39 protein-coding genes and 1 pseudogene are annotated in these 23,782 nt (G+C 68.0%); 39 read left to right on the top strand and 1 reads right to left on the bottom strand.

The window, feature by feature from the left end; translation table 11 throughout:
• Window positions 1-135: 135 nt before the first annotated feature.
• The 39 genes and pseudogenes from rpsJ to ABEA62_RS06815 all read left to right on the top strand — a co-directional run bounded on the left by rpsJ (window position 136) and on the right by ABEA62_RS06815 (window position 22,759).
• Window positions 136-444 (top strand): 30S ribosomal protein S10, encoded by a 309-nt coding sequence (gene rpsJ, locus ABEA62_RS07005; RefSeq protein ID WP_042213186.1) that lies wholly within the window; start codon window positions 136-138, stop codon window positions 442-444.
• A gap of 24 nt (window positions 445-468) precedes the next feature.
• On the top strand, window positions 469-1,131 hold the full coding sequence (gene rplC / locus ABEA62_RS07000) for a 50S ribosomal protein L3 (RefSeq protein ID WP_286214965.1): 663 nt from the start codon (window positions 469-471) through the stop codon (window positions 1,129-1,131).
• A 5-nt stretch (window positions 1,132-1,136) separates the two neighbouring features.
• A complete protein-coding gene (gene rplD, locus ABEA62_RS06995; RefSeq protein ID WP_286214967.1) occupies window positions 1,137-1,784 on the top strand; it encodes a 50S ribosomal protein L4 in 648 nt (215 codons plus the stop codon).
• 1 nt (window position 1,785) lies between these two features.
• Window positions 1,786-2,091 (top strand): 50S ribosomal protein L23, encoded by a 306-nt coding sequence (gene rplW, locus ABEA62_RS06990; protein WP_286214968.1) that lies wholly within the window; start codon window positions 1,786-1,788, stop codon window positions 2,089-2,091.
• Window positions 2,092-2,111: 20 nt separating this feature from the next.
• The gene (gene rplB, locus ABEA62_RS06985) at window positions 2,112-2,951 is read left to right on the top strand and encodes a 50S ribosomal protein L2 (protein ID WP_286214970.1); all 840 of its coding nucleotides are present in this window, start codon (window positions 2,112-2,114) and stop codon (window positions 2,949-2,951) included.
• Between the two features lie 13 nt (window positions 2,952-2,964).
• Window positions 2,965-3,243 (top strand): 30S ribosomal protein S19, encoded by a 279-nt coding sequence (gene rpsS, locus ABEA62_RS06980; RefSeq protein ID WP_286214972.1) that lies wholly within the window; start codon window positions 2,965-2,967, stop codon window positions 3,241-3,243.
• 32 nt (window positions 3,244-3,275) lie between these two features.
• Complete coding sequence (gene rplV / locus ABEA62_RS06975; RefSeq protein ID WP_286214974.1) at window positions 3,276-3,635, top strand: 50S ribosomal protein L22; 360 nt, start codon at window positions 3,276-3,278, stop codon at window positions 3,633-3,635.
• A gap of 11 nt (window positions 3,636-3,646) precedes the next feature.
• Window positions 3,647-4,468, top strand: a complete 822-nt coding sequence (gene rpsC / locus ABEA62_RS06970; protein WP_345379303.1) for a 30S ribosomal protein S3 — start codon at window positions 3,647-3,649, stop codon at window positions 4,466-4,468.
• A gap of 5 nt (window positions 4,469-4,473) precedes the next feature.
• Window positions 4,474-4,893: a 50S ribosomal protein L16 gene (gene rplP / locus ABEA62_RS06965; protein ID WP_286214975.1), complete on the top strand. Its 420-nt coding sequence runs from the start codon at window positions 4,474-4,476 to the stop codon at window positions 4,891-4,893.
• Window positions 4,893-5,120 (top strand): annotated as a pseudogene (rpmC, locus tag ABEA62_RS06960) (50S ribosomal protein L29); the annotation flags it as partial. The gene rplP and the pseudogene rpmC, both read left to right, overlap by 1 nt.
• Window positions 5,121-5,141: 21 nt before the next feature.
• Window positions 5,142-5,429: a 30S ribosomal protein S17 gene (gene rpsQ / locus ABEA62_RS06955; protein ID WP_286214979.1), complete on the top strand. Its 288-nt coding sequence runs from the start codon at window positions 5,142-5,144 to the stop codon at window positions 5,427-5,429.
• Window positions 5,430-5,487: 58 nt separating this feature from the next.
• The gene (rplN, locus tag ABEA62_RS06950) at window positions 5,488-5,859 is read left to right on the top strand and encodes a 50S ribosomal protein L14 (protein ID WP_062293953.1); all 372 of its coding nucleotides are present in this window, start codon (window positions 5,488-5,490) and stop codon (window positions 5,857-5,859) included.
• The gene (gene rplX, locus ABEA62_RS06945) at window positions 5,859-6,197 is read left to right on the top strand and encodes a 50S ribosomal protein L24 (protein WP_286214988.1); all 339 of its coding nucleotides are present in this window, start codon (window positions 5,859-5,861) and stop codon (window positions 6,195-6,197) included. Before rplN ends, rplX begins: the two co-directional genes overlap by 1 nt.
• The gene (gene rplE / locus ABEA62_RS06940) at window positions 6,197-6,757 is read left to right on the top strand and encodes a 50S ribosomal protein L5 (RefSeq protein WP_286214990.1); all 561 of its coding nucleotides are present in this window, start codon (window positions 6,197-6,199) and stop codon (window positions 6,755-6,757) included. The genes rplX and rplE overlap by 1 nt, the downstream gene beginning before the upstream one ends.
• A 3-nt stretch (window positions 6,758-6,760) precedes the next feature.
• Window positions 6,761-6,946 (top strand): type Z 30S ribosomal protein S14, encoded by a 186-nt coding sequence (locus ABEA62_RS06935; RefSeq protein ID WP_286214991.1) that lies wholly within the window; start codon window positions 6,761-6,763, stop codon window positions 6,944-6,946.
• A gap of 57 nt (window positions 6,947-7,003) precedes the next feature.
• Window positions 7,004-7,402, top strand: coding sequence for a 30S ribosomal protein S8 (gene rpsH, locus ABEA62_RS06930; RefSeq protein WP_286214993.1), 399 nt, complete (start codon window positions 7,004-7,006; stop codon window positions 7,400-7,402).
• Window positions 7,403-7,423: 21 nt separating this feature from the next.
• Complete coding sequence (rplF, locus tag ABEA62_RS06925; protein ID WP_286214995.1) at window positions 7,424-7,960, top strand: 50S ribosomal protein L6; 537 nt, start codon at window positions 7,424-7,426, stop codon at window positions 7,958-7,960.
• 3 nt (window positions 7,961-7,963) lie between these two features.
• Window positions 7,964-8,335: a 50S ribosomal protein L18 gene (rplR, locus tag ABEA62_RS06920; protein ID WP_286214997.1), complete on the top strand. Its 372-nt coding sequence runs from the start codon at window positions 7,964-7,966 to the stop codon at window positions 8,333-8,335.
• Window positions 8,336-8,358: 23 nt separating this feature from the next.
• Window positions 8,359-8,928 carry a 30S ribosomal protein S5 gene (gene rpsE / locus ABEA62_RS06915; protein WP_286214998.1) on the top strand — a complete coding sequence of 190 codons (570 nt, stop codon included), beginning with the start codon at window positions 8,359-8,361 and terminating at the stop codon, window positions 8,926-8,928.
• A 2-nt stretch (window positions 8,929-8,930) separates the two neighbouring features.
• Window positions 8,931-9,113: a 50S ribosomal protein L30 gene (gene rpmD, locus ABEA62_RS06910; RefSeq protein ID WP_062293932.1), complete on the top strand. Its 183-nt coding sequence runs from the start codon at window positions 8,931-8,933 to the stop codon at window positions 9,111-9,113.
• On the top strand, window positions 9,113-9,814 hold the full coding sequence (gene rplO / locus ABEA62_RS06905; RefSeq protein ID WP_286214999.1) for a 50S ribosomal protein L15: 702 nt from the start codon (window positions 9,113-9,115) through the stop codon (window positions 9,812-9,814). Before rpmD ends, rplO begins: the two co-directional genes overlap by 1 nt.
• 77 nt (window positions 9,815-9,891) lie before the next feature.
• Window positions 9,892-11,190 carry a preprotein translocase subunit SecY gene (gene secY, locus ABEA62_RS06900; RefSeq protein WP_286215000.1) on the top strand — a complete coding sequence of 433 codons (1,299 nt, stop codon included), beginning with the start codon at window positions 9,892-9,894 and terminating at the stop codon, window positions 11,188-11,190.
• Window positions 11,190-11,753 carry an adenylate kinase gene (locus tag ABEA62_RS06895; protein WP_286215002.1) on the top strand — a complete coding sequence of 188 codons (564 nt, stop codon included), beginning with the start codon at window positions 11,190-11,192 and terminating at the stop codon, window positions 11,751-11,753. Before secY ends, ABEA62_RS06895 begins: the two co-directional genes overlap by 1 nt.
• 3 nt (window positions 11,754-11,756) lie before the next feature.
• Window positions 11,757-12,566, top strand: a complete 810-nt coding sequence (map, locus tag ABEA62_RS06890; protein ID WP_286215003.1) for a type I methionyl aminopeptidase — start codon at window positions 11,757-11,759, stop codon at window positions 12,564-12,566.
• A gap of 117 nt (window positions 12,567-12,683) precedes the next feature.
• Window positions 12,684-13,313 carry a hypothetical protein gene (locus ABEA62_RS06885; RefSeq protein WP_286215005.1) on the top strand — a complete coding sequence of 210 codons (630 nt, stop codon included), beginning with the start codon at window positions 12,684-12,686 and terminating at the stop codon, window positions 13,311-13,313.
• A 144-nt stretch (window positions 13,314-13,457) separates the two neighbouring features.
• Window positions 13,458-14,039 carry a hypothetical protein gene (locus ABEA62_RS06880; protein WP_286215007.1) on the top strand — a complete coding sequence of 194 codons (582 nt, stop codon included), beginning with the start codon at window positions 13,458-13,460 and terminating at the stop codon, window positions 14,037-14,039.
• Between the two features lie 170 nt (window positions 14,040-14,209).
• Complete coding sequence (locus ABEA62_RS06875; RefSeq protein ID WP_286215010.1) at window positions 14,210-14,482, top strand: hypothetical protein; 273 nt, start codon at window positions 14,210-14,212, stop codon at window positions 14,480-14,482.
• A gap of 204 nt (window positions 14,483-14,686) precedes the next feature.
• Window positions 14,687-14,908 carry a translation initiation factor IF-1 gene (gene infA, locus ABEA62_RS06870; protein WP_042213122.1) on the top strand — a complete coding sequence of 74 codons (222 nt, stop codon included), beginning with the start codon at window positions 14,687-14,689 and terminating at the stop codon, window positions 14,906-14,908.
• A gap of 48 nt (window positions 14,909-14,956) precedes the next feature.
• Complete coding sequence (gene rpmJ, locus ABEA62_RS06865) at window positions 14,957-15,070, top strand: 50S ribosomal protein L36 (protein WP_062069916.1); 114 nt, start codon at window positions 14,957-14,959, stop codon at window positions 15,068-15,070.
• A 124-nt stretch (window positions 15,071-15,194) separates the two neighbouring features.
• Complete coding sequence (rpsM, locus tag ABEA62_RS06860; RefSeq protein ID WP_286215015.1) at window positions 15,195-15,563, top strand: 30S ribosomal protein S13; 369 nt, start codon at window positions 15,195-15,197, stop codon at window positions 15,561-15,563.
• A gap of 3 nt (window positions 15,564-15,566) precedes the next feature.
• Complete coding sequence (gene rpsK, locus ABEA62_RS06855) at window positions 15,567-15,956, top strand: 30S ribosomal protein S11 (protein WP_062463072.1); 390 nt, start codon at window positions 15,567-15,569, stop codon at window positions 15,954-15,956.
• Between the two features lie 156 nt (window positions 15,957-16,112).
• The gene (locus ABEA62_RS06850; protein WP_286215018.1) at window positions 16,113-17,099 is read left to right on the top strand and encodes a DNA-directed RNA polymerase subunit alpha; all 987 of its coding nucleotides are present in this window, start codon (window positions 16,113-16,115) and stop codon (window positions 17,097-17,099) included.
• An 18-nt stretch (window positions 17,100-17,117) separates the two neighbouring features.
• On the top strand, window positions 17,118-17,660 hold the full coding sequence (gene rplQ, locus ABEA62_RS06845; RefSeq protein ID WP_286215020.1) for a 50S ribosomal protein L17: 543 nt from the start codon (window positions 17,118-17,120) through the stop codon (window positions 17,658-17,660).
• Between the two features lie 39 nt (window positions 17,661-17,699).
• Window positions 17,700-18,560, top strand: a complete 861-nt coding sequence (truA, locus tag ABEA62_RS06840) for a tRNA pseudouridine(38-40) synthase TruA (RefSeq protein ID WP_345379280.1) — start codon at window positions 17,700-17,702, stop codon at window positions 18,558-18,560.
• Window positions 18,561-18,743: 183 nt separating this feature from the next.
• Window positions 18,744-19,187 carry a 50S ribosomal protein L13 gene (rplM, locus tag ABEA62_RS06835; RefSeq protein WP_286215022.1) on the top strand — a complete coding sequence of 148 codons (444 nt, stop codon included), beginning with the start codon at window positions 18,744-18,746 and terminating at the stop codon, window positions 19,185-19,187.
• A 25-nt stretch (window positions 19,188-19,212) separates the two neighbouring features.
• On the top strand, window positions 19,213-19,692 hold the full coding sequence (gene rpsI, locus ABEA62_RS06830) for a 30S ribosomal protein S9 (RefSeq protein WP_345379278.1): 480 nt from the start codon (window positions 19,213-19,215) through the stop codon (window positions 19,690-19,692).
• Between the two features lie 10 nt (window positions 19,693-19,702).
• The gene (gene glmM, locus ABEA62_RS06825) at window positions 19,703-21,064 is read left to right on the top strand and encodes a phosphoglucosamine mutase (RefSeq protein WP_286215025.1); all 1,362 of its coding nucleotides are present in this window, start codon (window positions 19,703-19,705) and stop codon (window positions 21,062-21,064) included.
• A gap of 85 nt (window positions 21,065-21,149) precedes the next feature.
• Complete coding sequence (locus ABEA62_RS06820; RefSeq protein ID WP_286215026.1) at window positions 21,150-21,878, top strand: DedA family protein; 729 nt, start codon at window positions 21,150-21,152, stop codon at window positions 21,876-21,878.
• Window positions 21,878-22,759, top strand: a complete 882-nt coding sequence (locus ABEA62_RS06815; protein WP_286215029.1) for a class I SAM-dependent methyltransferase — start codon at window positions 21,878-21,880, stop codon at window positions 22,757-22,759. The genes ABEA62_RS06820 and ABEA62_RS06815 overlap by 1 nt, the downstream gene beginning before the upstream one ends.
• 6 nt (window positions 22,760-22,765) lie before the next feature.
• On the opposite strand, the gene coaA is transcribed toward ABEA62_RS06815, so the two are convergent.
• Entirely contained in the window at window positions 22,766-23,740 is a 975-nt protein-coding gene (coaA, locus tag ABEA62_RS06810; protein ID WP_286215030.1) for a type I pantothenate kinase, read from the bottom strand.
• Between the last annotated feature and the right edge of the window lie 42 nt (window positions 23,741-23,782).

Genomic DNA, 23,782 nt, shown 5'->3' with positions numbered 1-23,782 from the left:
ATCGCGGGCACCACACCTTCACCCACGACCCGAGAGAAATCTCAGGCGCGCGTGTGTCGCAGATGAGCGACACGCCCGAGCGCGGGGGTCGGGGGAGATGACCATAGTTGTACGAGAGAAAAGGCAGACCACGCCATGGCGGGACAGAAGATCCGCATTCGGCTGAAGAGCTATGACCACGAGGTCATCGACTCCTCCGCCCGCAAGATCGTCGAGACGGTCACGCGCGCCGGTGCGTCGGTGGTGGGACCCGTCCCGCTGCCCACCGAGAAGAACGTGTTCTGTGTGATCCGTTCGCCCCACAAGTACAAGGACTCCCGCGAGCACTTCGAGATGCGCACTCACAAGCGCCTCATCGACATCGTGGACCCGACGCCGAAGGCCGTCGACTCGCTCATGCGTCTCGACCTGCCCGCGGACGTCAACATCGAGATCAAGCTCTAAGCAAGCGTAAGGACTATCACCACCATGACTACGACTTCCAATGCCCAGCGCGCGGTCACCGCGTTGCTCGGTACGAAGCTGGGCATGACGCAGGTGTGGGACGCCGAGGGTCGTATCGTGCCTGTCACGGTCATCCAGGTCGACACCAACGTCGTGACCCAGGTGCGGGGCGCCGAGACGGACGGCTACGAGGCCGTCCAACTCGCCTTCGGCGCCGTTGACCCGCGCCGCGTCACCAACCCCCTCAAGGGCCACTTCGAGGCCGCCGGCGTCACGCCGCGCCGCCACGTGGCCGAGGTGCGGACCGCCAACGCGTCCGAGTACGCGCTCGGCCAGGAGATCACCGCCGAGGTGTTCGAGGCCGGCCAGCTCGTCGACGTGACGGGCACCACCAAGGGCAAGGGCACCGCCGGTGTCATGAAGCGTCACGGCTTCCACGGCGTGGGTGCCTCGCACGGTGCGCACCGCAACCACCGCAAGCCGGGCTCCATCGGCGGCGCTTCGACGCCGTCTCGCGTGTTCAAGGGCATCAAGATGGCCGGCCGCATGGGCAACGCCCGCAAGACCGTTCAGAACCTCCGCGTTCACGCTGTGGACGTCGAGAAGGGTCTCGTGCTCGTCAAGGGCGCGGTTCCCGGCAACAAGGGCGGCGTCGTTCTCATCCGCTCCGCCGTGAAGGGCGCGTGATCTCCATGGCTACCAAGCTGAACGTCGAGCTTCCCGCCGACATCTTCGACGTTGACACCAACGTCCCCCTCATCCACCAGGTCGTGGTGGCGCAGCTCGCCGCCGCGCGCCAGGGCACTCACGCCACCAAGACCCGCGGCATGGTCGCGGGTGGTGGCAAGAAGCCCTACAAGCAGAAGGGCACCGGACGCGCCCGCCAGGGTTCGATCCGCGCTCCTCAGTTTGCAGGCGGTGGCACCGTCCACGGCCCGCAGCCGCGCGACTACTCGCAGCGCACCCCCAAGAAGATGAAGGTCGCCGCCCTGCGCGGTGCCCTGTCCGACCGGGCCCGTGCCGGCCGCGTGCATGTCGTCGAGAGCATCGTCTCCGGCGAGGTTCCCTCGACCAAGGCCGCTCTCGAGGCGCTCGCATCGATCACCGGCGGCCGCAGCGCCCTCGTGGTGCTCGAGCGCAACGACGAGCTGTCGCTGCTGTCGCTGCGCAACGTCGCCGAGGTGCACGTCATCGCGGTCGACCAGCTCAACACCTACGACGTGCTCGTCAACGACGACACGGTCTTCACGCAGGGTGCCTACGACGCGTTCATCGCGGGTCCGGCAACCGGCAAGTCCGCGAAGGCCGTTGCGACGGAGTCTGAGGCGGAGGAGAAGTAACGTGACCACGCTGAACAAGGACCCCCGCGACATCATCGTCCGCCCGGTCGTCTCCGAGAAGACCTACGGCCTCATGGACGAGGGCAAGTACACCTTCGAGGTGGACCCGCGCTCGAACAAGACCGAAATCAAGATCGCGGTCGAGCAGATCTTCGGTGTGAAGGTTGCCTCCGTCAACACCATCAACCGCAAGGGCAAGACGCGCCGCACGCGCTTCGGCCTGGGCAAGCGCAAGGACGTCAAGCGCGCGATCGTGACGATTGCCGGTGGCGGCGCTATCGACATCTTCTCGGGCCACGCAGGCTAGAAGGACACAGGTAAGCACTCATGGCTATTCGCAAGTACAAGCCGACGACGCCGGGCCGTCGCGGCTCGTCCGTCGCCGACTTCGTCGAGGTGACCCGCTCGGAGCCCGAGAAGTCGCTCGTTCGCCCTCTGCACAAGAAGGGCGGCCGTAACAACACCGGTCGCATCACCACCCGTCACCAGGGTGGCGGTCACAAGCGCGCCTACCGCGTGATCGACTTCCGTCGTCACGACAAGGACGGCGTCCCCGCGACCGTGGCGCACATCGAGTACGACCCCAACCGCACCGCGCGCATCGCGCTGCTCCACTACGCGGACGGCGAGAAGCGCTACATCATCGCCCCCGACAAGCTGGGCCAGGGCGACCGTGTCGAGGCCGGCATGGGTGCCGACATCAAGCCCGGTAACAACCTGCCGCTGCGCAACGTCCCCGTGGGTACGGTCGTTCACGCGATCGAGCTCAAGCCGGGTGGCGGCGCCAAGATCGCCCGCTCCGCGGGTGCCTCGGTGCAGCTCGTGGCGAAGGACGGCCCCTACGCGCAGCTGCGCATGCCGTCCGGCGAGATCCGCAACGTCGACGCGCGCTGCCGCGCGACCGTCGGCGAGGTCGGCAACGCCGAGCAGTCGAACATCAACTGGGGTAAGGCCGGCCGCATGCGCTGGAAGGGCAAGCGCCCGACCGTGCGTGGTGTCGTGATGAACCCCGTGGACCACCCTCACGGTGGTGGTGAGGGTAAGACCTCCGGTGGTCGTCACCCTGTGAGCCCGTGGGGCAAGCCCGAGGGCCGCACCCGCAAGCAGAACAAGGAAAGCGACAAGCTCATCGTGCGTCGCCGCAAGACCGGCAAGAACAAGCGTTAAGGGAGCCTGAAGAATGCCACGCAGCCTGAAGAAGGGCCCCTTCGTCGACGACCACCTGCAGAAGAAGGTGGACGCCCAGAACGAGGCCGGCTCGAAGAACGTCATCAAGACCTGGTCCCGTCGGTCCGTCATCACGCCCGACTTCCTGGGTCACACCTTTGCCGTGCACGACGGCCGCAAGCACGTCCCGGTGTTCGTCACCGAGTCGATGGTCGGCCACAAGCTGGGCGAGTTCGCCCCGACGCGCACGTTCAAGGGCCACGTCAAGGACGACCGCAAGGGCCGCCGCTAAGGCGCCTGAGCGAAGGTAAGAGGAGTAAGAACATGGAAGCCAAGGCGCAGACGCGGTACATCCGCGTGACCGCTCAGAAGGCTCGCCGCGTCGTGAACCTGGTCCGTGGTCAGAACGCCGTTGAGGCCGCTGCCTCGCTGAAGTTCCAGCCGCAGGCCGTCGCGACCGATGTGCGCAAGCTCATCGAGTCGGCGATCGCCAACGCGCGTGTGAAGGCCGACAAGGCCGGCGAGCGCTTCGACGAGCGCGAGCTCGTCATCAAGGAGATCTACGTGGACGAGGGTCCGACCATGAAGCGCATTCAGCCGCGCGCTCAGGGCCGGGCGAACCAGATCCTCAAGCGCTCCTCCCACATCACCGTCACCGTCGCGACCCCGGTCGCGTCCAAGTAAGGGGCCAAGTAATGGGACAGAAGGTCAACCCCCACGGCTACCGCCTGGGCATCACGACCGACCACCGTTCGCGCTGGTTCGCTGACTCGACCAAGAAGGGCGAGCGCTACCGCGACTACGTGGACGAGGACGTCAAGATCCGCAAGATGATGTCCGCGGGCCTTGAGCGCGCCGGCGTCTCGAAGGTGGAGATCGAGCGCACCCGTGAGCGTGTGCGTGTGGACCTCCACACCGCGCGTCCCGGCATCGTCATCGGTCGCCGCGGCGCCGAGGCCGACAAGCTGCGCGCGAACCTCGAGAAGCTGACCGGCAAGCAGGTCCAGCTCAACATCCTCGAGGTCAAGAACGCCGAGATCGACGCTCAGCTCGTCGCTCAGGGCATCGCCGAGCAGCTCGCCTCGCGTGTGTCGTTCCGTCGTGCCATGCGCAAGGGCATCCAGTCCGCGCTGCGCGCCGGCGCCAAGGGCATCCGTGTGCAGTGCTCGGGCCGCCTGGGTGGCGCCGAGATGTCGCGCTCGGAGTTCTACCGCGAGGGCCGTGTGCCCCTGCACACGCTCCGCGCGAACATCGACTACGGCTTCTTCGAGGCCCGCACCACCTTCGGCCAGATCGGCGTGAAGGTGTGGATCTACAAGGGCGACATGACGGAGAAGGAGTGGGCCGCCGAGCAGGCGAAGGCCCCCCGTCCGCAGCGTGGCCGTGGCGACCGCCGCGGCGGCGACCGCGGTCCCGACCGCGGCCCGCGCCGTGACGCCGCCCCCCGCCAGTCCGAGGCCCCCGCGGCCGAGGCCCCCGCTGCCGAGGCTCCTGCCGAGGCCGGTAAGGAAGGCTGACAGACATGCTTATCCCCCGTCGTGTGAAGCACCGCAAGCAGCACCACCCGAAGCGTTCGGGCGCGGCGACCGGTGGCACCGCAGTGTCGTTCGGCGACTTCGGCATCCAGGCTCTGGAGCCCGCCTACGTCACCAACCGTCAGATCGAGGCAGCTCGTATCGCGATGACCCGCCACATCAAGCGTGGCGGAAAGGTCTGGATCAACATCTACCCGGACCGTCCCCTGACCAAGAAGCCTGCCGAGGTCCGCATGGGCTCCGGTAAGGGCTCGCCCGAGTGGTGGGTCGCGAACGTCAAGCCCGGTCGCGTGATGTTCGAGCTCGCCGGCGTCCCGGAGGAGCTCGCTCGCGAGGCCATGCGTCGTGCGCAGCACAAGCTCCCCATGAAGACCCGTTTCGTGACCCGTGAGGGTGGTGACATCTAATGGCCATCGGTACCAAGGACCTCATGCCGTCCGAGCTGGACGCGATGGAGGACGAGCGCCTGGTTGAGGAGCTGAAGAAGGCCAAGGAGGAGCTGTTTAACCTGCGCTTCCAGTCGGCCACCGGTCAGCTCGAGAACCACGGCCGCCTCAAGGCGGTCAAGCGCGACATCGCTCGCATCTACACGATTCTGCGTGAGCGGGAGCTCGGCATCCGCACCGCGCCCTCCGCGAAGGCTTAAGGAAACACTATGTCGACCAAGAATGAGACGGCGGCGGCCGAGGAGCAGCGCGGTTACCGCAAGACGCGTCGCGGCTACGTGACGTCGGACAAGATGGACAAGACCATCACCGTGGAGATCGAGGACCGCGTCAAGCACCCGCTCTACGGCAAGGTCATGCGCCGCACCAGCAAGATCAAGGCCCACGACGAGAACAACACCGCCGGCATCGGCGACCTCGTTGTGGTGATGGAGACTCGACCCCTGTCCGCCTCGAAGCGGTGGCGCCTGGTCGAGATCGTCGAGAAGGCCAAGTAGAAGGTTCGACCAGGCTCGCCGAGGTGTCGGCGAGAACCAGACGACAGGAGACTAAGACATGATTCAGCAGGAGTCGCGGCTGCGCGTCGCCGACAACACGGGTGCAAAGGAAGTCCTTTGCATTCGCGTGCTCGGTGGCTCGCACCGTCGCTACGCCGGCATCGGCGACATCATTGTCGCCACCGTCAAGGACGCTATCCCCGGCGGCAACGTCAAGAAGGGTGACGTCGTCAAGGCGGTCGTCGTGCGCACCACCAAGGAGCGCCGTCGTCCCGACGGTTCGTACATTCGTTTCGACGAGAACGCCGCAGTGATCCTCAAGAACCTCGATGGTGACCCGCGCGGCACCCGCATCTTCGGCCCCGTGGGCCGCGAGCTGCGCGACAAGAAGTTCATGAAGATCATCTCGCTGGCACCGGAGGTCATCTAATGGCGAAGATCAAGACCGGCGACCTCGTGGTCGTCATCGCCGGCCGTGACCGCGGTCAGCAGGGTCGCGTGCTGTCCATCGACCCCGTGCGCGAGCGCGCACTGGTCGAGGGCATCCAGCGCGTCACCAAGCACATCAAGCCGGGCACCCGCCGCGACAACGCGGAGGGCGGTCTCGTCACCGTCGAGGCCCCGATCCACATCTCGAACCTGATGCTCGTGGACCCGGAGACCAAGAAGGGCACCCGTGTGGGCTACCGCACGGAAGAGGTCGAGCGTGACGGCCGCAAGCGCACTGTGCGCGTGCGTGTCGCCAAGCGCTCGGGTAAGGACGTCTGATGGCCACCGCGACCACTACTCCTCGTCTGAAGGAGAAGTACCGCAACGAGATCATCGCGCAGCTGCGCGAGGAGTTCGGGCACGAGAACATCAACCAGGTTGCCGGGCTGACCAAGGTCGTCGTCAACATGGGTGTGGGCGACGCGGCGAAGGACTCGAAGCTCATCGAGGGCGCCATCGCCGATCTCACCGCGATCACCGGGCAGAAGCCGCAGGTCACCAAGGCTCGCAAGTCCATCGCGCAGTTCAAGCTGCGCGAGGGTCAGCCGATCGGCGCGCACGTCACGCTGCGCGGCGACCGCATGTGGGAGTTCCTCGACCGACTGCTGTCGGTCGCGCTTCCCCGCATCCGTGACTTCCGCGGCCTCAGCCCCAAGCAGTTCGACGGTCATGGCAACTACACCTTCGGTCTCAACGAGCAGTCGATGTTCCACGAGATCAACCAGGACAAGATCGACCGCGTGCGTGGCATGGACATCACGATCGTGACCTCCGCCACCACCGACGACGAGGGCCGCTCGCTGCTCAAGCAGCTGGGCTTCCCGTTCAAGGAGAAGTAGGACATGGCCAAGACCGCGCTGAAGAACAAGGCCGCCGGCAAGCAGAAGTTCGCCGTCCGCGCCTACACCCGGTGCCAGCGGTGCGGACGTCCGCACTCGGTGTACCGCAAGTTCGGCCTCTGCCGCGTGTGCTTCCGCGAGATGGCTCACCGCGGTGAGCTTCCCGGCATCACCAAGAGCAGCTGGTAAACCACTACGCCACAGGTCCCCTTCGGGGAAACCACGGCGAGGAAGAGTTCAAGACTCATGACGATGACTGATCCCATCGCAGACATGCTCACGCGTCTGCGCAACGCGAATGCGGCCTACCACGAGACCGTGGCCATGCCTCACTCGAAGCTCAAGTCGAGCATCGCGGCGATCCTGGAGGCGGAGGGCTACATTGCTGGCTCGACCGTCACCGACGCCGAGGTTGGCAAGACGCTGACGCTCACGCTCAAGTACGGCCCCAACCGCGAGCGTTCGCTCGCCGGCGTGCGCCGTGTCTCGAAGCCCGGCCTGCGCGTGTACGCGAAGTCGACCAACCTGCCGAAGGTCCTTGGCGGCCTCGGCGTGGCCATCCTGTCCACCTCCTCGGGTCTCCTCACGGACCGCGAGGCCGAAAAGAAGGGCGTCGGCGGCGAGGTCGTCGCGTTCGTCTGGTAACCGGAAAGGAGAACAAGAGCAATGTCCCGCATTGGCAAGATCCCCGTTCCGGTCCCGGCCGGGGTGGACATCACCATCGACGGCGCCGACGTCACGGTGAAGGGCCCCAAGGGCACCCTCTCCCACACCGTCGCCGCCCCCATCACGGTCGAGCGGGGTGACGAGGCCCTCGAGGTCAAGCGCCCCAACGACGAGCGTGTCTCGAAGTCGCTTCACGGACTCACGCGCACCCTGATCGCCAACATGGTGACGGGTGTGACCACGGGTTACGAGAAGAAGCTCGAGATCGTCGGCACCGGTTACCGCGTGGCGCTGAAGGGCTCGGACCTCGAGTTCGCGCTCGGCTTCTCGCACCCGGTCGTCGTGACCCCGCCGGAGGGCATCACCTTCACGGTCGAGAGCCCCACCCGCTTCACCGTTGTTGGCATCAGCAAGCAGCAGGTGGGCGAGGTCGCCGCGAACATCCGCAAGATTCGCAAGCCCGAGCCTTACAAGGGCAAGGGTGTCCGCTACGCCGGCGAGAACGTGCGCCGCAAGGCAGGAAAGACGGGTAAGTAAGACATGGGTATCGCAATCAAGGGCAAGGGCAAGGCGATTCAGCGCAAGCGTCGCCACTTCCGCCTGCGCAAGAAGATCTCCGGCACCACCGCCCGTCCCCGCCTCGTCGTGACGCGTTCGGCGCGCCACATGGTCGCGCAGATCGTCGACGACACCGTGGGCAAGACCCTGGCTTCCGCGTCGACCCTCGAGGCCGACGTGCGTGCGCTGGACGGCGACAAGACGGCCAAGGCCTCGAAGGTCGGCCAGCTGGTCGCCGAGCGTGCCAAGGCCGCGGGCATCGACGCCGTGGTCTTCGATCGTGGCGGCAACAAGTACCACGGCCGCGTGGCTGCCGTGGCGGACGGCGCCCGAGAGGCGGGCCTCGCCCTCTAGGGCGCGGCCAGGAGTGAGGAATTATGGCTGACAACAACAGCGGCCGTCGCGGCGGAAACCGTCGCGACTCTGAGCCGGAGAACAAGTTCGTCGAGCGCGTCGTCACCATCAACCGCGTCGCCAAGGTCGTGAAGGGCGGTCGTCGCTTCAGCTTCACCGCGCTCGTGGTCGTGGGCGATGGCGAGGGCAACGTCGGCATCGGCTACGGCAAGGCGAAGGAGGTGCCGGCCGCGATCTCGAAGGGTGTCGAGGAGGCCAAGCGCAGCTTCTTCCGCGTCCCGCGCATCCAGGGCACCATCCCGCACGCCGTGCAGGGTGAGGCCGCCGCGGGCGTCGTGTTCCTGCGCCCCGCGTCCCCGGGTACCGGCGTGATCGCCGGTGGTCCGGTGCGCGCCGTGCTCGAGTGCGCCGGCATCCACGACGTGCTGAGCAAGTCGCTCGGCTCGTCCAACGCGATCAACATCGTGCACGCGACCGTCGATGCCCTCAAGCGCCTCGAGCGCCCCGAGGCCGTCGCCGCCCGCCGTGGCAAGGCCGTGGAGGACGTGGCTCCCGCCGCGATGCTCCGCGCCCAGGCAGCGGGGGTGAAGTAGTCATGGCACGACTCAAGGTCGTTCAGAAGAAGTCGGCGATCGGCACCAAGCCGCAGCACCGCGAGACCCTGCGGTCGCTCGGCCTCAAGCGAATCGGCGACATCGTCGTCAAGGAGGACCGTCCCGAGATCCGCGGGATGGTCAAGGCGGTTGACCACCTGGTCACCGTTGAGGAGGTTGACTGATGGCTGAGGCCAAGAAGCCGGTCGAGGAGACCGCCGAGAAGGCTGCTCCCGCCAAGAAGCCGGCCGCCAAGAAGGCTCCGGCCAAGGCTGCGGCTGACAAGCCCGCCGCCAAGAAGCCGGCCGCCAAGAAGGCACCCGCCACCGCTGCGGCTGACAAGCCCGCCGCGAAGGCGAAGGCCGACGAGGCGAAGCCTGCCGCGAAGAAGCCGGCCGCCAAGAAGGCCGAGCCCAAGGTCCAGGAGCCCGTGGAGAAGGTGTCGACCCTCAAGGTCCACCACCTCCGTCCTGCCGCCGGCGCACACACCAAGAAGACCCGTGTGGGTCGTGGTGAGGCGTCGAAGGGTAAGACCGCGGGCCGCGGTACCAAGGGCACCGGTGCTCGCTACCAGGTTCCGGAGCGCTTCGAGGGTGGCCAGACGCCCATCCACATGCGCATCCCGAAGCTGCGTGGCTTCAAGAACCCGTTCAAGGTGTACTACCAGGTCGTCAACGTGGGTCAGCTCGGCGAGCTGTTCCCCAAGGGCGGCGAGGTCACCAAGTCCGACCTCGTGGCGAAGGGCGCCGTGCGGCGCAACCAGCCCGTCAAGGTCCTGGGCGAGGGCGAGATCTCTGTGAAGGTCACGCTGGTGGACGCCGATAAGGTCTCGCAGTCAGCGAAGACCAAGATCGAGGCCGCGGGCGGCTCGGTCAACGAGGGCTAGTATCGCACCGGGCCCGTCCTGAGGGACGGGCCCGGTCGCGTATCCTCGTCTTCTCAATACCCCGCACTGGAGGATCAATGCTGAGTGGCTTCGTGAGTGCGTTCCGCACCCCGGACTTGCGGAAGAAGCTCCTCTTCACGCTTGGCATCATTGCCATCTACCGCCTGGGTGTGTCGATTCCGACCCCGGGCGTCGACTTTGGCAACGTCGAACTGTGTCTCAACCAGACGAGCACGAACACGGCGTTCCAGATCCTCAACCTCTTCTCCGGCGGCGCGCTGCTGCAGCTCTCGGTCTTCGCGCTCGGCATCATGCCGTACATCACCGCGTCGATCATGGTGCAGCTGCTGCGCGTGCTGATCCCTCGCTTCGAGACCCTCTACAAGGAGGGCGCCGAGGGCCAGGCCACGCTCACGCAGTACACCCGCTACATCACCGTGGGCTTCGCCGCGATCCAGTCGGCCTCGTACATCACGATGGCGCGCAACGGGGTGTTCTTCCCCGGCTGCTCGGTGCCCGTGATCCCGAACGACACGTGGAACGTCATCCTCATCATGGTCCTCACCATGACGGCGGGCACGGTGTTCATCATGTGGCTCGGCGAGCGCATCACCGAGCGTGGCGTCGGCAACGGCATGTCGCTGCTCATCTTCACCTCGATCGCCGCCTCGTTCCCCGGTGCGGCCATGACCATCTGGAACTCCTCGAACGGCCCGGCGAACTCGCTGATTGTGGCGCTCGTGGTCCTCGTGGTGATCGTTGCGGTGGTCTACGTCGAGCAGTCGCAGCGCCGCATCCCCGTGCAGTATGCGAAGCGCATGGTGGGCCGCAAGATGCTCGGCGGGTCCTCGACCTACATCCCGCTGAAGATCAACATGGCGGGCATCATCCCCGTGATCTTCGCGTCCTCGCTGCTCATGATCCCGCAGGTGATCCGTCAGTTCCAGGGCAACGACCCGTCCGAGTGGATGGTGTGGCTCGAGAACAACATCGCGGATCCCGGGGCCCCGCTCCACATCGCGCTGTACACGCTGCTGATCGTGTTCTTCGCGTACTTTTACACCGCGATCACGTTCAACCCGACTGAGGTCGCAGACAACATGAAGAAGTACGGCGGCTTCATTCCCGGCATCCGTCCGGGGACCCCGACCGCCGACTTCCTCGACTACGTGCTGTCGCGCATCACCGCGGCCGGTTCGCTGTATCTCGCGATCGTCGCGCTGGCGCCCACACTGGTGTTCGTCGCGCTGGGCCTGTCGACCTCGATCCCCTTCGGCGGTGCCTCGGTGCTGATCCTCGTGGGAGTGGGACTCGACACCGTCAAGCGCATCCAGTCGCAGCTCGAACAGCGTCACTACGAAGGGTTCCTCAAGTAATGCGTGCAGTACTCCTCGGTCCTCCCGGTGCGGGCAAGGGCACTCAGGCCGCCCGCCTCTCGGAGCGGTTCGGCGTCCCGGCGATCTCGACCGGCGACATCTTCCGTGCGAACGTCAAGGGCGGCACCCCGCTCGGGCGCCGTGCGCAGGAGTACATGAACGCCGGGGCCCTGGTCCCCGACGAGGTCACCAATGCGATGGTGCGGGCGCGCCTGGAAGAGGACGATGCCGCGGCTGGCTTCCTCCTCGACGGGTACCCGCGCAATCCAGAGCAGGCGGTCGAGCTGGACTCGATGCTCGGCGACCTTGGCGTCGCGCTCGACGTCGCGATTGAGTTGACCGCGGATGTCGACGAGGTCACGGCGCGGCTGCTCAAGCGCGCCGAGATCGAGGGACGCGCGGATGACACCGAGCCGGTGATTCGCAAGCGCCTCGAGGTCTACGCAACCTCGACCGCCCCGCTCACCGCGTTCTACGCCGGCCGCGGCCTGCTCGTGCAGGTCGACGGACTCGGCGACATCGACGAGGTCACCGCACGACTCGTCGCCGCCGTCGCGCGCTGACCGATGGCGGGACGGATCGAGCTCAAGACCCGCGAGCAGATGCGGGTCATGGCCCGCGCCGGCGTCATCGTCGAGCAGGCCCTCGCGGCGGCTCAGTCCGCGTGCGTCCCCGGAGCCCGCACCCTCGATGCCGACTCCGCCGCGGCACGCGTGATCGCGGAAGCGGGGGCCACCTCGAACTTCCTCGGGTACCACGGCTTCCCTGCCACGGTCTGCATCTCGGTCAATGACGAGGTCGTGCACGGCATCCCCGGTGACCGCGTCCTGGCCCAGGGAGATGTCGTCTCGATCGACTGCGGCGCAGTGGTCGAGGGCTGGCACGCCGACAGCGCTCGCACGTTCATCATCGGCGACCCCCTGTCCAAGGCCGATGTCGCGCTCGTGTCGGCCACCGAGCGCGCGTTGTGGGCAGGTATCGCCGCCCTCGCGACAGCGGAGCGCGTCGCGGAGGTGTCCGCCGCGATCGAGGACGTCGCGGATGAGGCGGGACTCCACCCGCTCGAGGGCTATGTGGGCCACGGGATCGGCTCCGCGATGCACATGGAGCCAGACGTCCCCAACTACAGCGTGCGCGGACGCAGCCCGCGGGTGCGTCCCGGCATGTGCGTCGCGATTGAGCCGATGCTCGTGATCGGTACGCCCGACTCGGCGACGCTGAACGACGAGTGGACTGTGGTGTCGCTCGACGGCTCCCGGGCCGCCCACTGGGAGCACTCGATTGCCGTGCACGACGACGGAATCTGGGTGCTCACGGCCGCGGACGGCGGGGCGGCACGCCTGGCCACCCACGGGATTGTCCCCGTCGCGCCGTAGCGCGCTCGCCGCGCGAGTTCACGCGCCCTTTACATCCGCGCCACGCAGGGGCAACGACCCGGCGATAGCCTCCCGATAGCCGGCGGTCTCCACCGTCGGCACGCTGAGGAGGCGGGCATGGCGCGAGGGTTCAATTACGCGCCCGGCGCGAGCGCGGAGGTCGACGAGGCCGCGCAGCCGGGGCTGTCCAAGGAGCGGCTCACCGCGCTCGGTGGCTCACGCAACGCGATGGTGCGCGAGGCAATCGCACGTCGCGAGGATTGCCCTTTTGGGTTGATGGTCACGCTCGCGCACGATCATGCGCCGGCGGTGCGGGTGGCGATCGCGAGCAACCCGCGCGTCCTGCACTCCGTGCTCGAGTACCTGTCGCACGACCGTCATCAGGAGGTTCAGGTCGCGGTCGTGAACAACCCTGCGACCACGCCCGACATCCTGGACGCCCTTGCGGCAAGCCGCAAGGCGGACGTCCGCGTCGCGGCGGCCGCGGCCCTCGAGGCGCGCGCCGGCGGCACGACAGCTGAGGATCTCCACACGCCGGAACTGCGCGATCGCGTGTTCGAGCAGTCACAGGCGCGCCGTCAGGCCATGCTCGAGGCCTCGGCCGAGCAGTCGCTCGCGGCGGCGGCCGACGCCGCGATGAGCGCGGCGACTCCTCCGGCAGCTCCGGCCAAACCGGTTGAGCCGCTGCCCGCGCGTCCGACGCGTTCCGCGCCGGTGCGCGGCTTCCGGCCGCCCGTCGGCTCGTAGACCGCCGCCGTCACCCCCCGCGTCGCGACCCAGCGCGTGACGGCACCCAGGATTTGCCTGCGCGTCACCCGCCCGCAACCGCGCGGACAGGCGTTGCTCACACCCGCGGCCTAGCCTCGCCCTCACCAAGGCGAGGAGGTTCGGGTGTCGGACGACGGATGGTCCCGTGCCCTCATGGCGGCCTCCGGCGTGCCGGTGGCGAGCGAGGCCCGCGACGATGGCGTGCGCGCCGTGGTGATGGAGGCACGCTCCGACGGCCTCGCGCGGTCGCGGATCCTTGAGTTGGCGCAGCACAAGGAGGCGGTGGTGCGGGAGGCGATCGCGTCGCGGCCCGACTGTCCGCTCGGCATGCAGGCCGCGCTCGCGCATGACCGAAGGACGTCGGTCAGGGTGTCGCTCGCCGCGGGCGCGGGGCTCGCCGGATCGATTGCGGCGGTGCTCGTGGGGGATCGCGAGCCGGCGGTCCTCAAGGCGCTCGCGCGCAACGCGGTGACCCCTCGCAACGTGCTCGAGCGGCTCGCCGTGCATCGGCGCGAGGACGTCGCGCGCCTCGCCCGCCGCGCGCTCGACGGCGTGACCCTGGCGCCCACGCGCTCGGGCGTCCAGGAGATCGAGGAGCACCAGGGGGCGCGCACCGCGCCGCCGCGGGAGGTCGCATCGCCGGTGGGGGAGCGCGTCGCACGCGTGCTTGCACCCCGGCCCGCGGTGGGGCCGCGGCATCCGTGACGCGGTGTCCCGTCTGTCGCGTACGTGGGGCGATGTCTGATTCATCACAATGGTTTGACCAGCCGCCCGGCGATGGTGAGGATACATTCCACAGCCCGGTGACGATCGCCGGGCGCCGACAGGCGCGGAGGTGAGCGATGGTGGTTCCCGCGAGCGGAGCATCCGAAGACGTGAGGCGCGCCCTCGACGCGGATGTGAGCGGCCAGGACCTCCTTCCGTACGCCGTTCACCGCGACCCCTCCGTACGTGCCGCCGTTGCCGCTCGCACCGACTGCCCCATGGGCGCGTTGGTGTCGCTTGGCCACGACTCGAGCCTCGAGGTCTTGGGCGCACTGCTCGGGAACCCGAAGACGCCGTCGTCCGTGGTGCGCCGCCTCGCGGATCACCGCGATCCCCGCATCGCGGGACTGGCCGTCCAGCGACTACGCAACGCGTTCCGCTAGGCCGACTCGCGCATCGTCCCCCGGCCGAACCCGGCATCGTCCCTCGGGGAGCCGCAGGATTTCCGCGCCCTCGCGAGTCCGCTCGGTGGCCTCGCGCGGGAGCGACGTCGAGGCCCGGTTGAGACCCGCATCCGGATGCCGTATAGTTTTCCGTTGGGCGTTTTCGCGCGCCCGCATCCGAGTCAATCAACGTTAGCGGAGTTCATGGCCAAGAAAGACGGCGTCATCGAGGTTGAGGGTGTGGTGGTTGAAGCCCTGCCCAACGCATCGTTCCGAGTGGAGTTGACGAACGGGCACCTGGTGCTCGCTCACATCTCCGGAAAGATGCGCCAGCACTACATCCGAATCCTCCCCGAGGACCGCGTGGTGGTGGAGCTCAGCCCCTATGACCTGTCCCGCGGCCGCATCGTCTACCGCTACAAGTGAGTCGTCGTCGGAGCGCATTCGTGCGTGACGACGGCGCAGGAAAGAACCATGAAGGTTAAGCCCAGCGTCAAGCCCATCTGCGACAAGTGCAAGGTGATCCGACGCAATGGCCGAGTGATGGTCATCTGCGAGAACCTGCGCCACAAGCAGCGTCAGGGCTAGACACACCCAGAAGCATCCTCGTTCGACCCAGCACGAACCCCCGGCTCGGAGGCCGGGGCCCGCTTCGCTTAAGCGGGATGGTCGAGCGTCAGACCTCCGACTACTGATGGAGTAGAACCCCACAATGGCACGCATCGTTGGTGTCGACATCCCGCGCGATAAGCGCATGGTGATCGCACTCACTTACATTTACGGCGTCGGGCGTACCCGCGCCGAGCAGATTCTCGCCGCGACCGGCATCAGCGCGGACCTCCGCGTGAAGGACGCGACGGACGAGCAGCTGGTCGCGATCCGCGACTACATCGAGGGCAACTTCACCGTCGAAGGTGACCTGCGCCGCGAGGTGGCAGCCGACATTCGCCGCAAGGTTGAGATCGGCAACTACCAGGGTCTGCGTCACCGCCGCGGCATGCCCGTCCGCGGACAGCGCACCAAGACCAACGCCCGCACCCGCAAGGGCCGCAAGAAGACCGTCGCCGGAAAGAAGAAGTAAGCCATGGCCGCTCCCACGCGCAAGCCGCGCAAGAAGATCAAGAAGACAGTCGCTCACGGTCAGGCTCACATCAAGTCGACCTTCAACAACACGATCATCTCGATTACGGACCCCTCGGGTGCCGTCGTGTCGTGGTCGTCCTCCGGCCAGGTGGGCTTCAAGGGTTCGCGCAAGTCGACCCCCTACGCCGCCCAGATGGCTGCCGAGGCCGCCGCTCGCCGCGCCCAGGAGGCCGGCATGAGCAAGGTTGACGTGTTCGTCAAGGGACCGGGCTCGGGCCGCGACACCGCGATCCGCTCGCTCACGGCCGCCGGCCTCGAGGTGACCTCCATCAAGGACGTCACCCCGCAGGCGCACAACGGCTGCCGCCCGCCCAAGCGCCGCCGCAACTAGCACGCAGCGCGCGGTTCCGCCGCGCGCACCAAGGTCGCGGGCCGATGCCCAGCATCGGCCCCGCGACCGCCCTCACCTCATCTTCTGGCCCCCGTCGGACCGAACCCGACAGGGATCGCGAGCATCAGATAGCGGATGCTCGGAAAGGAAAGAACCGTGCTGATCGCACAGCGTCCCACGCTGACCGAGAAGGTCATCTCGGAGAACCGTTCGCAGTTCTCGCTCAAGCCGCTCGAGCCGGGCTTCGGCTACACGCTCGGCAACTCGCTCCGCCGTACCCTGCTGTCGTCGATTCCCGGCGCGGCCATTACGGCGGTGCGCTTCGAGGGTGTCCTCCACGAATTCACCACCATTGACGGGGTGAAGGAGGACGTGACCGAGATCCTGCTCAACCTCAAGAACCTCGTGGTCTCGTCGGAGCACGACGAGCCCGTCGTCATGTACCTGCGCAAGTCCGGCGCGGGTGCGGTGACCGGCGCGGACATCGCGCCGCCCGCCGGCGTCGAGGTCCACAACCCCGACCTGCACATCGCGACGCTCAACGCGAAGGCGAAGTTCGAGGTCGAGCTCACGGTCGAGCGTGGTCGTGGCTACGTGCCCGCCGCGCTCAACAAGAGCTACGACGCCGAGATCGGTCAGATCCCCGTCGACTCGATCTACTCGCCCGTGCTCAAGGTGACCTACAAGGTCGAGGCGACCCGTGTCGCGCAGCGCACGGACTTCGACGAGCTGGTCATCGACGTCGAGACCAAGTCCTCGATCTCGCCCCGTGACGCCGTGGCGTCGGCCGGTGCGACGCTGGTCGAGCTGTTCTCCCTCGCCCGTGGCCTCAACGAGGCCGCCGAGGGCATCGAGATTGGCCCGTCGGACACCGACGAGTCGCTCGAGGAGGACTACAACCAGCCGATCGAGGAGCTCAACCTCACGCAGCGGTCGTACAACTGCCTCAAGCGTGAGGGCATCCACACCGTGGGTGAGCTCACCGCGCGTTCCGAGGCGGACCTCATGGACATCCGCAACTTCGGCCAGAAGTCGATCACCGAGGTCAAGGAGAAGCTCGCCGAGCTGGGCTTCTCCCTCAAGGACAGCGCCGTCGAGTACGACAGCGCCTCGTCCGTGTACTTCTCGGGCAGCGACGAGTAACAAGGAGAATCCGCAACTATGCCTACCCCCACTAAGGGAGCCCGCCTCGGCGGCGGCCCCGCGCACGAGCGTCAGATGCTGGCGAACCTTGCGCAGAGCCTCTTCGAGCACGGCCGCATCACCACGACGGTGACCAAGGCCAAGCGCCTGCGTCCCTACGCCGAGCGTCTCGTGACCTTCGCCAAGCGCGGCGACCTCGCCTCGCGCCGCAAGGTGCTCGGGATCATCTCCGACAAGGGCGTTGTCCACAGGCTCTTCGCCGAGATCGGCCCCGGCTTCGCCGAGCGCGACGGCGGCTACACCCGCATCACCAAGGTCGGCTTCCGCAAGGGCGACAACGCGCCCCTCGCGGTGATCGAGCTGGTCGAGGCCGGTGCGCCCGCCAAGAAGGCCGTGACCAAGGAGGCCGAGAAGGCCACCAAGAAGGCCGCGCCCAAGAAGGCGAAGGCCGAGAAGGTCGAGGAGGCTCCGGCCGAGGAGACCGTCGTCGAGGACACCACCGTCGAGGAGACCGAGGCCCCCGCGGCCGAGGCGACCGCGACGGACGCCGAGACCAAGTAGTCACCGCCTCTCTGTGAGGCGCACACGAGGCGGGTCCGCATGATCGAGCAGTCGACGATCGTGCGGGCCCGCCTCGACTTGTCGTACGACGGGACCGACTTCTCGGGCTGGGCCGCCCAGCCGGGCCTGCGGACCGTCCAGGGGGTCCTGGAGGACGCGCTGACGCGCATCCTGCGCCAGGACCGCGCTCCCCGCGTCACCGTCGCGGGACGCACCGATGCGGGGGTCCACGCGCGCGGTCAGGTCGCCCATGTGGACATCGACCTCGACTCGTGGGAGCGGCTGCCCGGTCGCGCGCCGCGTAGCCCCGCGGAGGGGCTCGCGAGCCGGCTGGATGGGCTGCTTCCCGACGATGTCGTGATCAAGGCGGTGTCGATCGCGCCGGAGGGATTCGACGCGCGGTTCTCTGCCACGCAGCGTCGCTACGCGTACCGCATTTGCGACGGGGTGCCCGACGTCCTGACCCGTCGCCACGTGGCGCGCGTGCGCCGCCCCCTCGATGTCGACGCCCTTAACAGGGCATCGGCCACCCTCACGGGACTGCGCGACTTCGCCGCCTTCTGTCGCGGACGCGAGGGCGCGACGACCATCCGCGACCTGCTCGAACTGTCGTGGCGACGCGAGAGCGACGGCCCCGATGCGGGGCTCGTGGTCGCGACCGTGCGCGCGGATGCCTTCTGCCACTCGATGGTCCGCTCGCTCGTGGGCGCGCTGCTCGCGGTGGGAGAGGGTCGCCGCGACCTCGACTGGCTCGAGGTGGTGGCCGCCACGGAGGGGCGATCCTCGGCGATCGCGGTGGCGCCGGCGCATGGGCTCACGCTCGAGTCCGTCGCGTATCCGGACGACTCCTCGCTTGCGGCGCGCGCCGAGGCTACCCGGGGCAGGCGCACCCTGCCGTGACCGACGCGCGGGGCAGGCCGGTGTCGGATTGACCGCCGCGCCACCTCCCGCGTATGATGGTGCGTCGTTGTGCGTTCCCTTGTGGACGGTGCCTCCCACTCGCCCCCGCAGGTCCCGCCGACCGAAATGCTTCGCGGTGATTCCGTCACCGTCCACCGAATCGAGTAGAAGTAAGGCTTCACAGTGCGTACGTATTCTCCCAAGCCGGGTGACGTCACCAAGAACTGGTATGTCATCGACGCTACTGACGTGGTCCTCGGTCGTCTGGCCTCTCAGGCCGCTTCGCTGCTCCGCGGCAAGCACAAGGCGACGTTTGCGCCCCACGTCGACGGCGGTGACTTCGTCATCGTCATCAACGCTGAGAAGGTGGCCCTGTCGGGCAACAAGCTGACCGACAAGATGGTCTACCGCCACTCGGGCTACCCGGGCGGCCTCTCCGCCGTTCCGATCGGCGAGCTCCTCGAGAAGAACCCTCGCCGGGTCATCGAGAACGCGGTCAAGGGCATGCTCCCGAAGACCACGCTCGGCGCCAACCAGCTCAAGCACCTCAAGGTGTACGCGGGCTCGGAGCACCCCCACGCCGCGCAGCAGCCGCAGGTGTTCGAGATCTCCCAGGTCGCGCAGTAAGCGCCGCAGTTAAGGATTGATGAAAGTGGCAGAAGTGACGACCGAGGTCGAGAACGAGACCCCCACCGAGTACACCTCCGAGACCGCGCCCGAGCGCGGCAAGGGTGCCTCCAATGTTGCCCCCGGCGCCGGCCTTGGCCGTCGCAAGGAGGCCGTCGCCCGCGTGCGCCTGGTGCCCGGCACCGGCACCTGGGTTATCAACGGCCGCACCCTCGAGGACTACTTCCCGAACAAGGTGCACCAGCAGCTCGTGAACTCGCCGTTCGCGCTCCTCGACATCGAGGGCAAGTTCGACGTGCACGCGCGCATCCACGGTGGAGGCCCCTCGGGTCAGGCCGGCGCGCTGCGCCTCGGCGTGGCCCGTGCCCTCAACGAGATCGACGTGGAGAACAACCGCCCCGAGCTCAAGAAGGCCGGTTTCCTCACGCGTGACGCTCGCGTGGTGGAGCGCAAGAAGGCTGGTCTCAAGAAGGCCCGCCGCGCGCCCCAGTACTCGAAGCGCTAACACCGCGCGCATGGCGCGTCTCTTTGGCACGGACGGTGTCCGGGGCCTCGCGAACCGCGACCTCACAGCGGAGCTCGCCGTCGACCTTGCGGTCGCGGCGGCCCATGTGCTGGCCGAGCGGGGCGAGTTCTCCGGACACCGCCCGCGTGCCGTGATCGGCCGCGACACCCGCGTCTCAGGCGAGTTCCTGAGCGCGGCTGTCGCGGCCGGTCTTGCGTCTGCGGGGGTTGACGTCCTCGACGCCGGCGTGGTCCCCACGCCCGCCGTCGCCTACCTCACGGGTTCCACTCAGGCCGACCTGGGTGTCGTGATCTCCGCCTCCCACAATCCGATGCCAGACAACGGCATCAAGTTCTTCGGCAGGGGCGGGCACAAGCTCGACGACTCCGTCGAGGAGGCGATCGAGGCTCGCGTGGGCGAGGCGTGGGAGCGCCCGACAGGCGCGGCGGTGGGACGCATCGTCCCGTCACCCGACCTGGCCGACGACTACGTCGCGCACGTCGACGGCGCTGTCCGTGCCTTCGCGCGGCTCGACGCGCCCCTCGCGGGCCTTCACGTGGTGGTCGACGCGGCGCACGGCGCCGCCAGCGTGGTCGGACCCCTCGCGCTCGAGAACGCCGGCGCGCGGATCACGACCATCAACGCGAGCCCCGACGGCCTCAACATCAACGACGGCGTCGGCTCGACCCACCTGGCGCCGCTGCAGGCCGCCGTGGTCGCGCACGGAGCGGACCTGGGCGTCGCGTTCGACGGTGACGCCGACCGCTGCCTCGCGGTCGACCACGAGGGCAGCGTGGTCAACGGCGACCAGATCATGGGCCTGTTGGCCGTCGCGATGCGAGACGCCGGCGCGCTCTACCGCTCGACGCTGGTCGCGACCGTGATGAGCAACCTGGGGCTTCACCAGGCGATGCGTCGCGAGGGCATCGACATCGTGGAGGCCGCCGTGGGCGACCGCTACGTGCTCGAGGCGATGCGCGACGGCGGCTTCTCCCTGGGCGGCGAGCAGTCGGGCCACATCATCGTCGCTGACCACTCCACCACCGGAGACGGGATTCTCACCGCGCTGCTCGTGGGCGCCCGCGTCGTCGCGCGCGGACCGCTGCGCGACCAGTGCGCCGGGATCGAGACACTGCCGCAGGTGCTCATCAACGTGCGCGACGCGGACCGCTCGCGCGTGCACACCGACACCGAGGTGCAGTCCGCAGTAACCGCGGTGCGCCGCGAGCTCGGCGACTCTGGGCGCGTGCTGTTGCGCCCGTCGGGAACGGAGCCGCTGGTGAGGGTCATGGTCGAGGCCGCGACGGCCGACGACGCCCAGCGCCACGCCGAGGCGATCGCGGCCGTGGTCGCGCGCCGGCTCGCGCTGTAGCCGGTTCACCTTTCATCCTCGCGGCGGGTCGCGATCAGGGGATCACCCCATCGTCCGCAGGGCATCGACCTGACAGACTGACCCGGTGAATGAGTTTTGGCACCTGCTCACCGACTGGGTCGGAGCGGTCGAGGAGTGGACGCTCACCCTCACCGAGTCCCTGTGGATCTACCCCAGCGTGTGGGCCCTCGCGGTCATCGACGGCATCTTCCCCGTGGTGCCCAGCGAGTCTGTCGTCATCGCCTCCGCGACGGCTTGGGCACAGACGGGCACACCGATCGTGTGGATCGTGTGGATCGCGGCGGCGCTGGGCGCGTGGTGCGGCGACCAGATCGCGTACTGGGTGGGGTCGAGATTCGACGTGCGCAAGCATCCGTTCTTTGCTCGCGCTCGCGTGCGCAAGACCCTCGATTGGGCGGAGACCACGCTCGAGCGCAGGGGCACGACCTTCATCATCGCGGCGCGCTTCATCCCCATGGGGCGCGTCGCCGTGAACATCACCGCGGGCGCGCTGCGCTATCCCCAGAAGTGGTTCATGGCGGTCGACGCCGTGGCCGCGGTGATCTGGGCCACCTACGGCATCGCGCTCGGCGTGTGGGCGGGCTCGATCTTCGAGAACCTGCTGGTGTCGATCGCGGTCGGCGTGACCGGCGGCATCATCCTCGGCATCGTGATCGACAAGATCCTGCAGCGACTCGGATTCGCGGAGCCAGAGCTGCCCGACCTGGTGGCCGACATCGAGCAGCGCATCGCGACCGGCGAGATCCAGGTGCGGCCGCCGCGTCACGAGCGCCGCGCCACGGAGGAGGACTGATGTCGGGAGCCGACGAGCCCGTCGAGATCGCGTGGGAGGCCGCGCGCGCAACCAACCACGCCAACTGGGAGGAGCGGGTGCCCCTCCACCTCGACGCGTACGACATCGCGTCGCTGCGGGACGACCCGGTCCGGCTGTCGGGTGTGGTGGAGACCGACATGGAGACGATGCGCGCACACCTGGGGCCCGACGGCCTCGCCGGGCTTGACGTGTGTCACTTGCAGTGCCACATCGGCACGGACACGGTTTCGCTCGCGAGGGCCGGCGCGGCCCGCGTGGTCGGCGTCGACTTCTCGGCCTCCGCGCTGGAGGCAGCGGCGGCACTCGCGCGTGAACTCGGTGTCGCCGCGCGGTGGGTCGAGACGGATGTGCTCGCGGCCCGAGCGGCAGTCGTCAGGGAGCTCGGCCCGGAGACCGTCTTCGACGTCGTGTACACGAGCATCGGCGCGATCTCTTGGCTCAACGACCTCGACGCGTGGGCCGCGCAGGTGGCCGCGCTGCTGACGCCGGGCGGGCTGTTCTACATCAGGGACGGGCATCCCGTGCTGTACGCGCTCGACGAGGATGCGGAGACGCTCGAGCTGCGCTATCGCTACTTTGGCGACGGCCGGGCGCTCGCGTGGGACGAGGACACGACCTACGTCGGAGACGGGCGGATCACTCACACCCGCACGTACGAGTGGCCGCATCCGCTGTCCGAGGTGGTCATGGCGCTGCTGGGTGCGGGGCTCGTCATCGAGCGACTCGACGAGGGCCGGACGCTGCCGTGGCGCTTCAGCGACCGCATGATCGAGCTTCCCGACGGCAACTTCGCCTGGCCCGACGAGGACGCATGGCGCGTGCCGTGCACCTTCACGGTGGTGGCGCGGCGTCCCGCGTGACGTGAGCTACAGCTTGCGCAGCCGCACCGACTCGACGGTGTGGTCGGCGCCCTTGCGCAGGATGATGGTCGCGCGCGAGCGCGTGGGCGCGATGTTGCGTGCGAGGTTGGGTGCGTTGACGGTGTCCCACACCTGGCCGGCGACCGCCTTAGCCTGGGTGTCGGTCAGCGTCGAATACGAGTGGAAATACGAGTCCGGCCGTGCGAACGCCGACTCGCGCAGCGCGAGGAACCGCTCGATGTACCAGCGGCGGATGTCGTCGGGATCCGCATCGACGTAGATCGACACGTCGAAGAAGTCGCTGACCGCGATCTGCGAGGCGCCCGGCTCGCGGGACTGCGCGGTCTGCAGCACGTTGAGGCCCTCGACGATGAGAACGTCGGGCTGGCGGACCACCACCTGCTGGTCGGGCACGATGTCGTAGACCTGGTGCGAGTACACCGGCGCCCGAACCTCGGAGGCGCCCGACTTCACCTGCAAGATGAAGTTGCGCAACGCGCGCCTGTCGTACGACTCGGGAAAGCCCTTGCGCGCGAGCAGGTCGCGCTCGATGAGGACCGAGTTCGGATAGAGGAAGCCATCGGTCGTGACGAGCTCGACCCGGGGAGAGCGGGGCCAGCGGGCCATGAGCTCCTTGAGGAGGCGCGCGGTGGTCGACTTGCCGACCGCGACGGATCCCGCGACCCCGATCACGAAGGGCGTGCGCGACGCGCGCTCGCCAAGGAACTGGCTGGTCGCGCGGTGCAGGGCGCCGGTCGCGCCCGAGTACAGGTCGAGCAGTCGCGACAGCGGGCGATAGATCTGATCCACCTCGGCAAGGTCGACCGGATCTCCCAGGCCCCTGACCTTGGCGATGTCGGCCTCGGTGAGCGGCAGCGGCGTGGCGTCGGCCAGCGCGGCCCACTCGTCGCGGCCCAGGGTCACATAGGGGGTGCCCGCATCGGACCCTCGCGCCTCATTCACTCGCCCATTGTTGCGCATCGTCCGCGCTGCGCCGGGTCCGCGAGGGCGGCATCTAGACTC

This window comes from Demequina sediminis (assembly GCF_039545075.1).
Classification (GTDB): Bacteria; Actinomycetota; Actinomycetes; order Actinomycetales; family Demequinaceae; genus Demequina; species Demequina sediminis.
The sequence above is the reverse complement of the archived record's forward strand: the minus strand, read 5'-3'. Positions and strand labels throughout refer to the sequence as shown.

Excerpts from the sequence above, each read along its gene's own strand:
- rpsJ (WP_042213186.1), top strand. The coding sequence starts at position 136 with ATGGCGGGACAGAAGATCCGCATTCGGCTGAAGAGCTATGACCACGAG.
- rplC (WP_286214965.1), top strand. The coding sequence starts at position 469 with ATGACTACGACTTCCAATGCCCAGCGCGCGGTCACCGCGTTGCTCGGT.
- rplD (WP_286214967.1), top strand. The coding sequence starts at position 1,137 with ATGGCTACCAAGCTGAACGTCGAGCTTCCCGCCGACATCTTCGACGTT.
- rplB (WP_286214970.1), top strand. The coding sequence starts at position 2,112 with ATGGCTATTCGCAAGTACAAGCCGACGACGCCGGGCCGTCGCGGCTCG.
- rpsS (WP_286214972.1), top strand. The coding sequence starts at position 2,965 with ATGCCACGCAGCCTGAAGAAGGGCCCCTTCGTCGACGACCACCTGCAG.
- rplV (WP_286214974.1), top strand. The coding sequence starts at position 3,276 with ATGGAAGCCAAGGCGCAGACGCGGTACATCCGCGTGACCGCTCAGAAG.
- rpsC (WP_345379303.1), top strand. The coding sequence starts at position 3,647 with ATGGGACAGAAGGTCAACCCCCACGGCTACCGCCTGGGCATCACGACC.
- rplP (WP_286214975.1), top strand. The coding sequence starts at position 4,474 with ATGCTTATCCCCCGTCGTGTGAAGCACCGCAAGCAGCACCACCCGAAG.
- rpsQ (WP_286214979.1), top strand. The coding sequence starts at position 5,142 with ATGTCGACCAAGAATGAGACGGCGGCGGCCGAGGAGCAGCGCGGTTAC.
- rplN (WP_062293953.1), top strand. The coding sequence starts at position 5,488 with ATGATTCAGCAGGAGTCGCGGCTGCGCGTCGCCGACAACACGGGTGCA.
- rplX (WP_286214988.1), top strand. The coding sequence starts at position 5,859 with ATGGCGAAGATCAAGACCGGCGACCTCGTGGTCGTCATCGCCGGCCGT.
- rplE (WP_286214990.1), top strand. The coding sequence starts at position 6,197 with ATGGCCACCGCGACCACTACTCCTCGTCTGAAGGAGAAGTACCGCAAC.
- ABEA62_RS06935 (WP_286214991.1), top strand. The coding sequence starts at position 6,761 with ATGGCCAAGACCGCGCTGAAGAACAAGGCCGCCGGCAAGCAGAAGTTC.
- rpsH (WP_286214993.1), top strand. The coding sequence starts at position 7,004 with ATGACGATGACTGATCCCATCGCAGACATGCTCACGCGTCTGCGCAAC.
- rplF (WP_286214995.1), top strand. The coding sequence starts at position 7,424 with ATGTCCCGCATTGGCAAGATCCCCGTTCCGGTCCCGGCCGGGGTGGAC.
- rplR (WP_286214997.1), top strand. The coding sequence starts at position 7,964 with ATGGGTATCGCAATCAAGGGCAAGGGCAAGGCGATTCAGCGCAAGCGT.
- rpsE (WP_286214998.1), top strand. The coding sequence starts at position 8,359 with ATGGCTGACAACAACAGCGGCCGTCGCGGCGGAAACCGTCGCGACTCT.
- rpmD (WP_062293932.1), top strand. The coding sequence starts at position 8,931 with ATGGCACGACTCAAGGTCGTTCAGAAGAAGTCGGCGATCGGCACCAAG.
- rplO (WP_286214999.1), top strand. The coding sequence starts at position 9,113 with ATGGCTGAGGCCAAGAAGCCGGTCGAGGAGACCGCCGAGAAGGCTGCT.
- secY (WP_286215000.1), top strand. The coding sequence starts at position 9,892 with ATGCTGAGTGGCTTCGTGAGTGCGTTCCGCACCCCGGACTTGCGGAAG.
- ABEA62_RS06895 (WP_286215002.1), top strand. The coding sequence starts at position 11,190 with ATGCGTGCAGTACTCCTCGGTCCTCCCGGTGCGGGCAAGGGCACTCAG.
- map (WP_286215003.1), top strand. The coding sequence starts at position 11,757 with ATGGCGGGACGGATCGAGCTCAAGACCCGCGAGCAGATGCGGGTCATG.
- ABEA62_RS06885 (WP_286215005.1), top strand. The coding sequence starts at position 12,684 with ATGGCGCGAGGGTTCAATTACGCGCCCGGCGCGAGCGCGGAGGTCGAC.
- infA (WP_042213122.1), top strand. The coding sequence starts at position 14,687 with ATGGCCAAGAAAGACGGCGTCATCGAGGTTGAGGGTGTGGTGGTTGAA.
- rpmJ (WP_062069916.1), top strand. The coding sequence starts at position 14,957 with ATGAAGGTTAAGCCCAGCGTCAAGCCCATCTGCGACAAGTGCAAGGTG.
- rpsM (WP_286215015.1), top strand. The coding sequence starts at position 15,195 with ATGGCACGCATCGTTGGTGTCGACATCCCGCGCGATAAGCGCATGGTG.
- rpsK (WP_062463072.1), top strand. The coding sequence starts at position 15,567 with ATGGCCGCTCCCACGCGCAAGCCGCGCAAGAAGATCAAGAAGACAGTC.
- rplQ (WP_286215020.1), top strand. The coding sequence starts at position 17,118 with ATGCCTACCCCCACTAAGGGAGCCCGCCTCGGCGGCGGCCCCGCGCAC.
- truA (WP_345379280.1), top strand. The coding sequence starts at position 17,700 with ATGATCGAGCAGTCGACGATCGTGCGGGCCCGCCTCGACTTGTCGTAC.
- glmM (WP_286215025.1), top strand. The coding sequence starts at position 19,703 with ATGGCGCGTCTCTTTGGCACGGACGGTGTCCGGGGCCTCGCGAACCGC.
- ABEA62_RS06815 (WP_286215029.1), top strand. The coding sequence starts at position 21,878 with ATGTCGGGAGCCGACGAGCCCGTCGAGATCGCGTGGGAGGCCGCGCGC.
- coaA (WP_286215030.1), bottom strand. The coding sequence starts at position 23,740 with ATGCGCAACAATGGGCGAGTGAATGAGGCGCGAGGGTCCGATGCGGGC.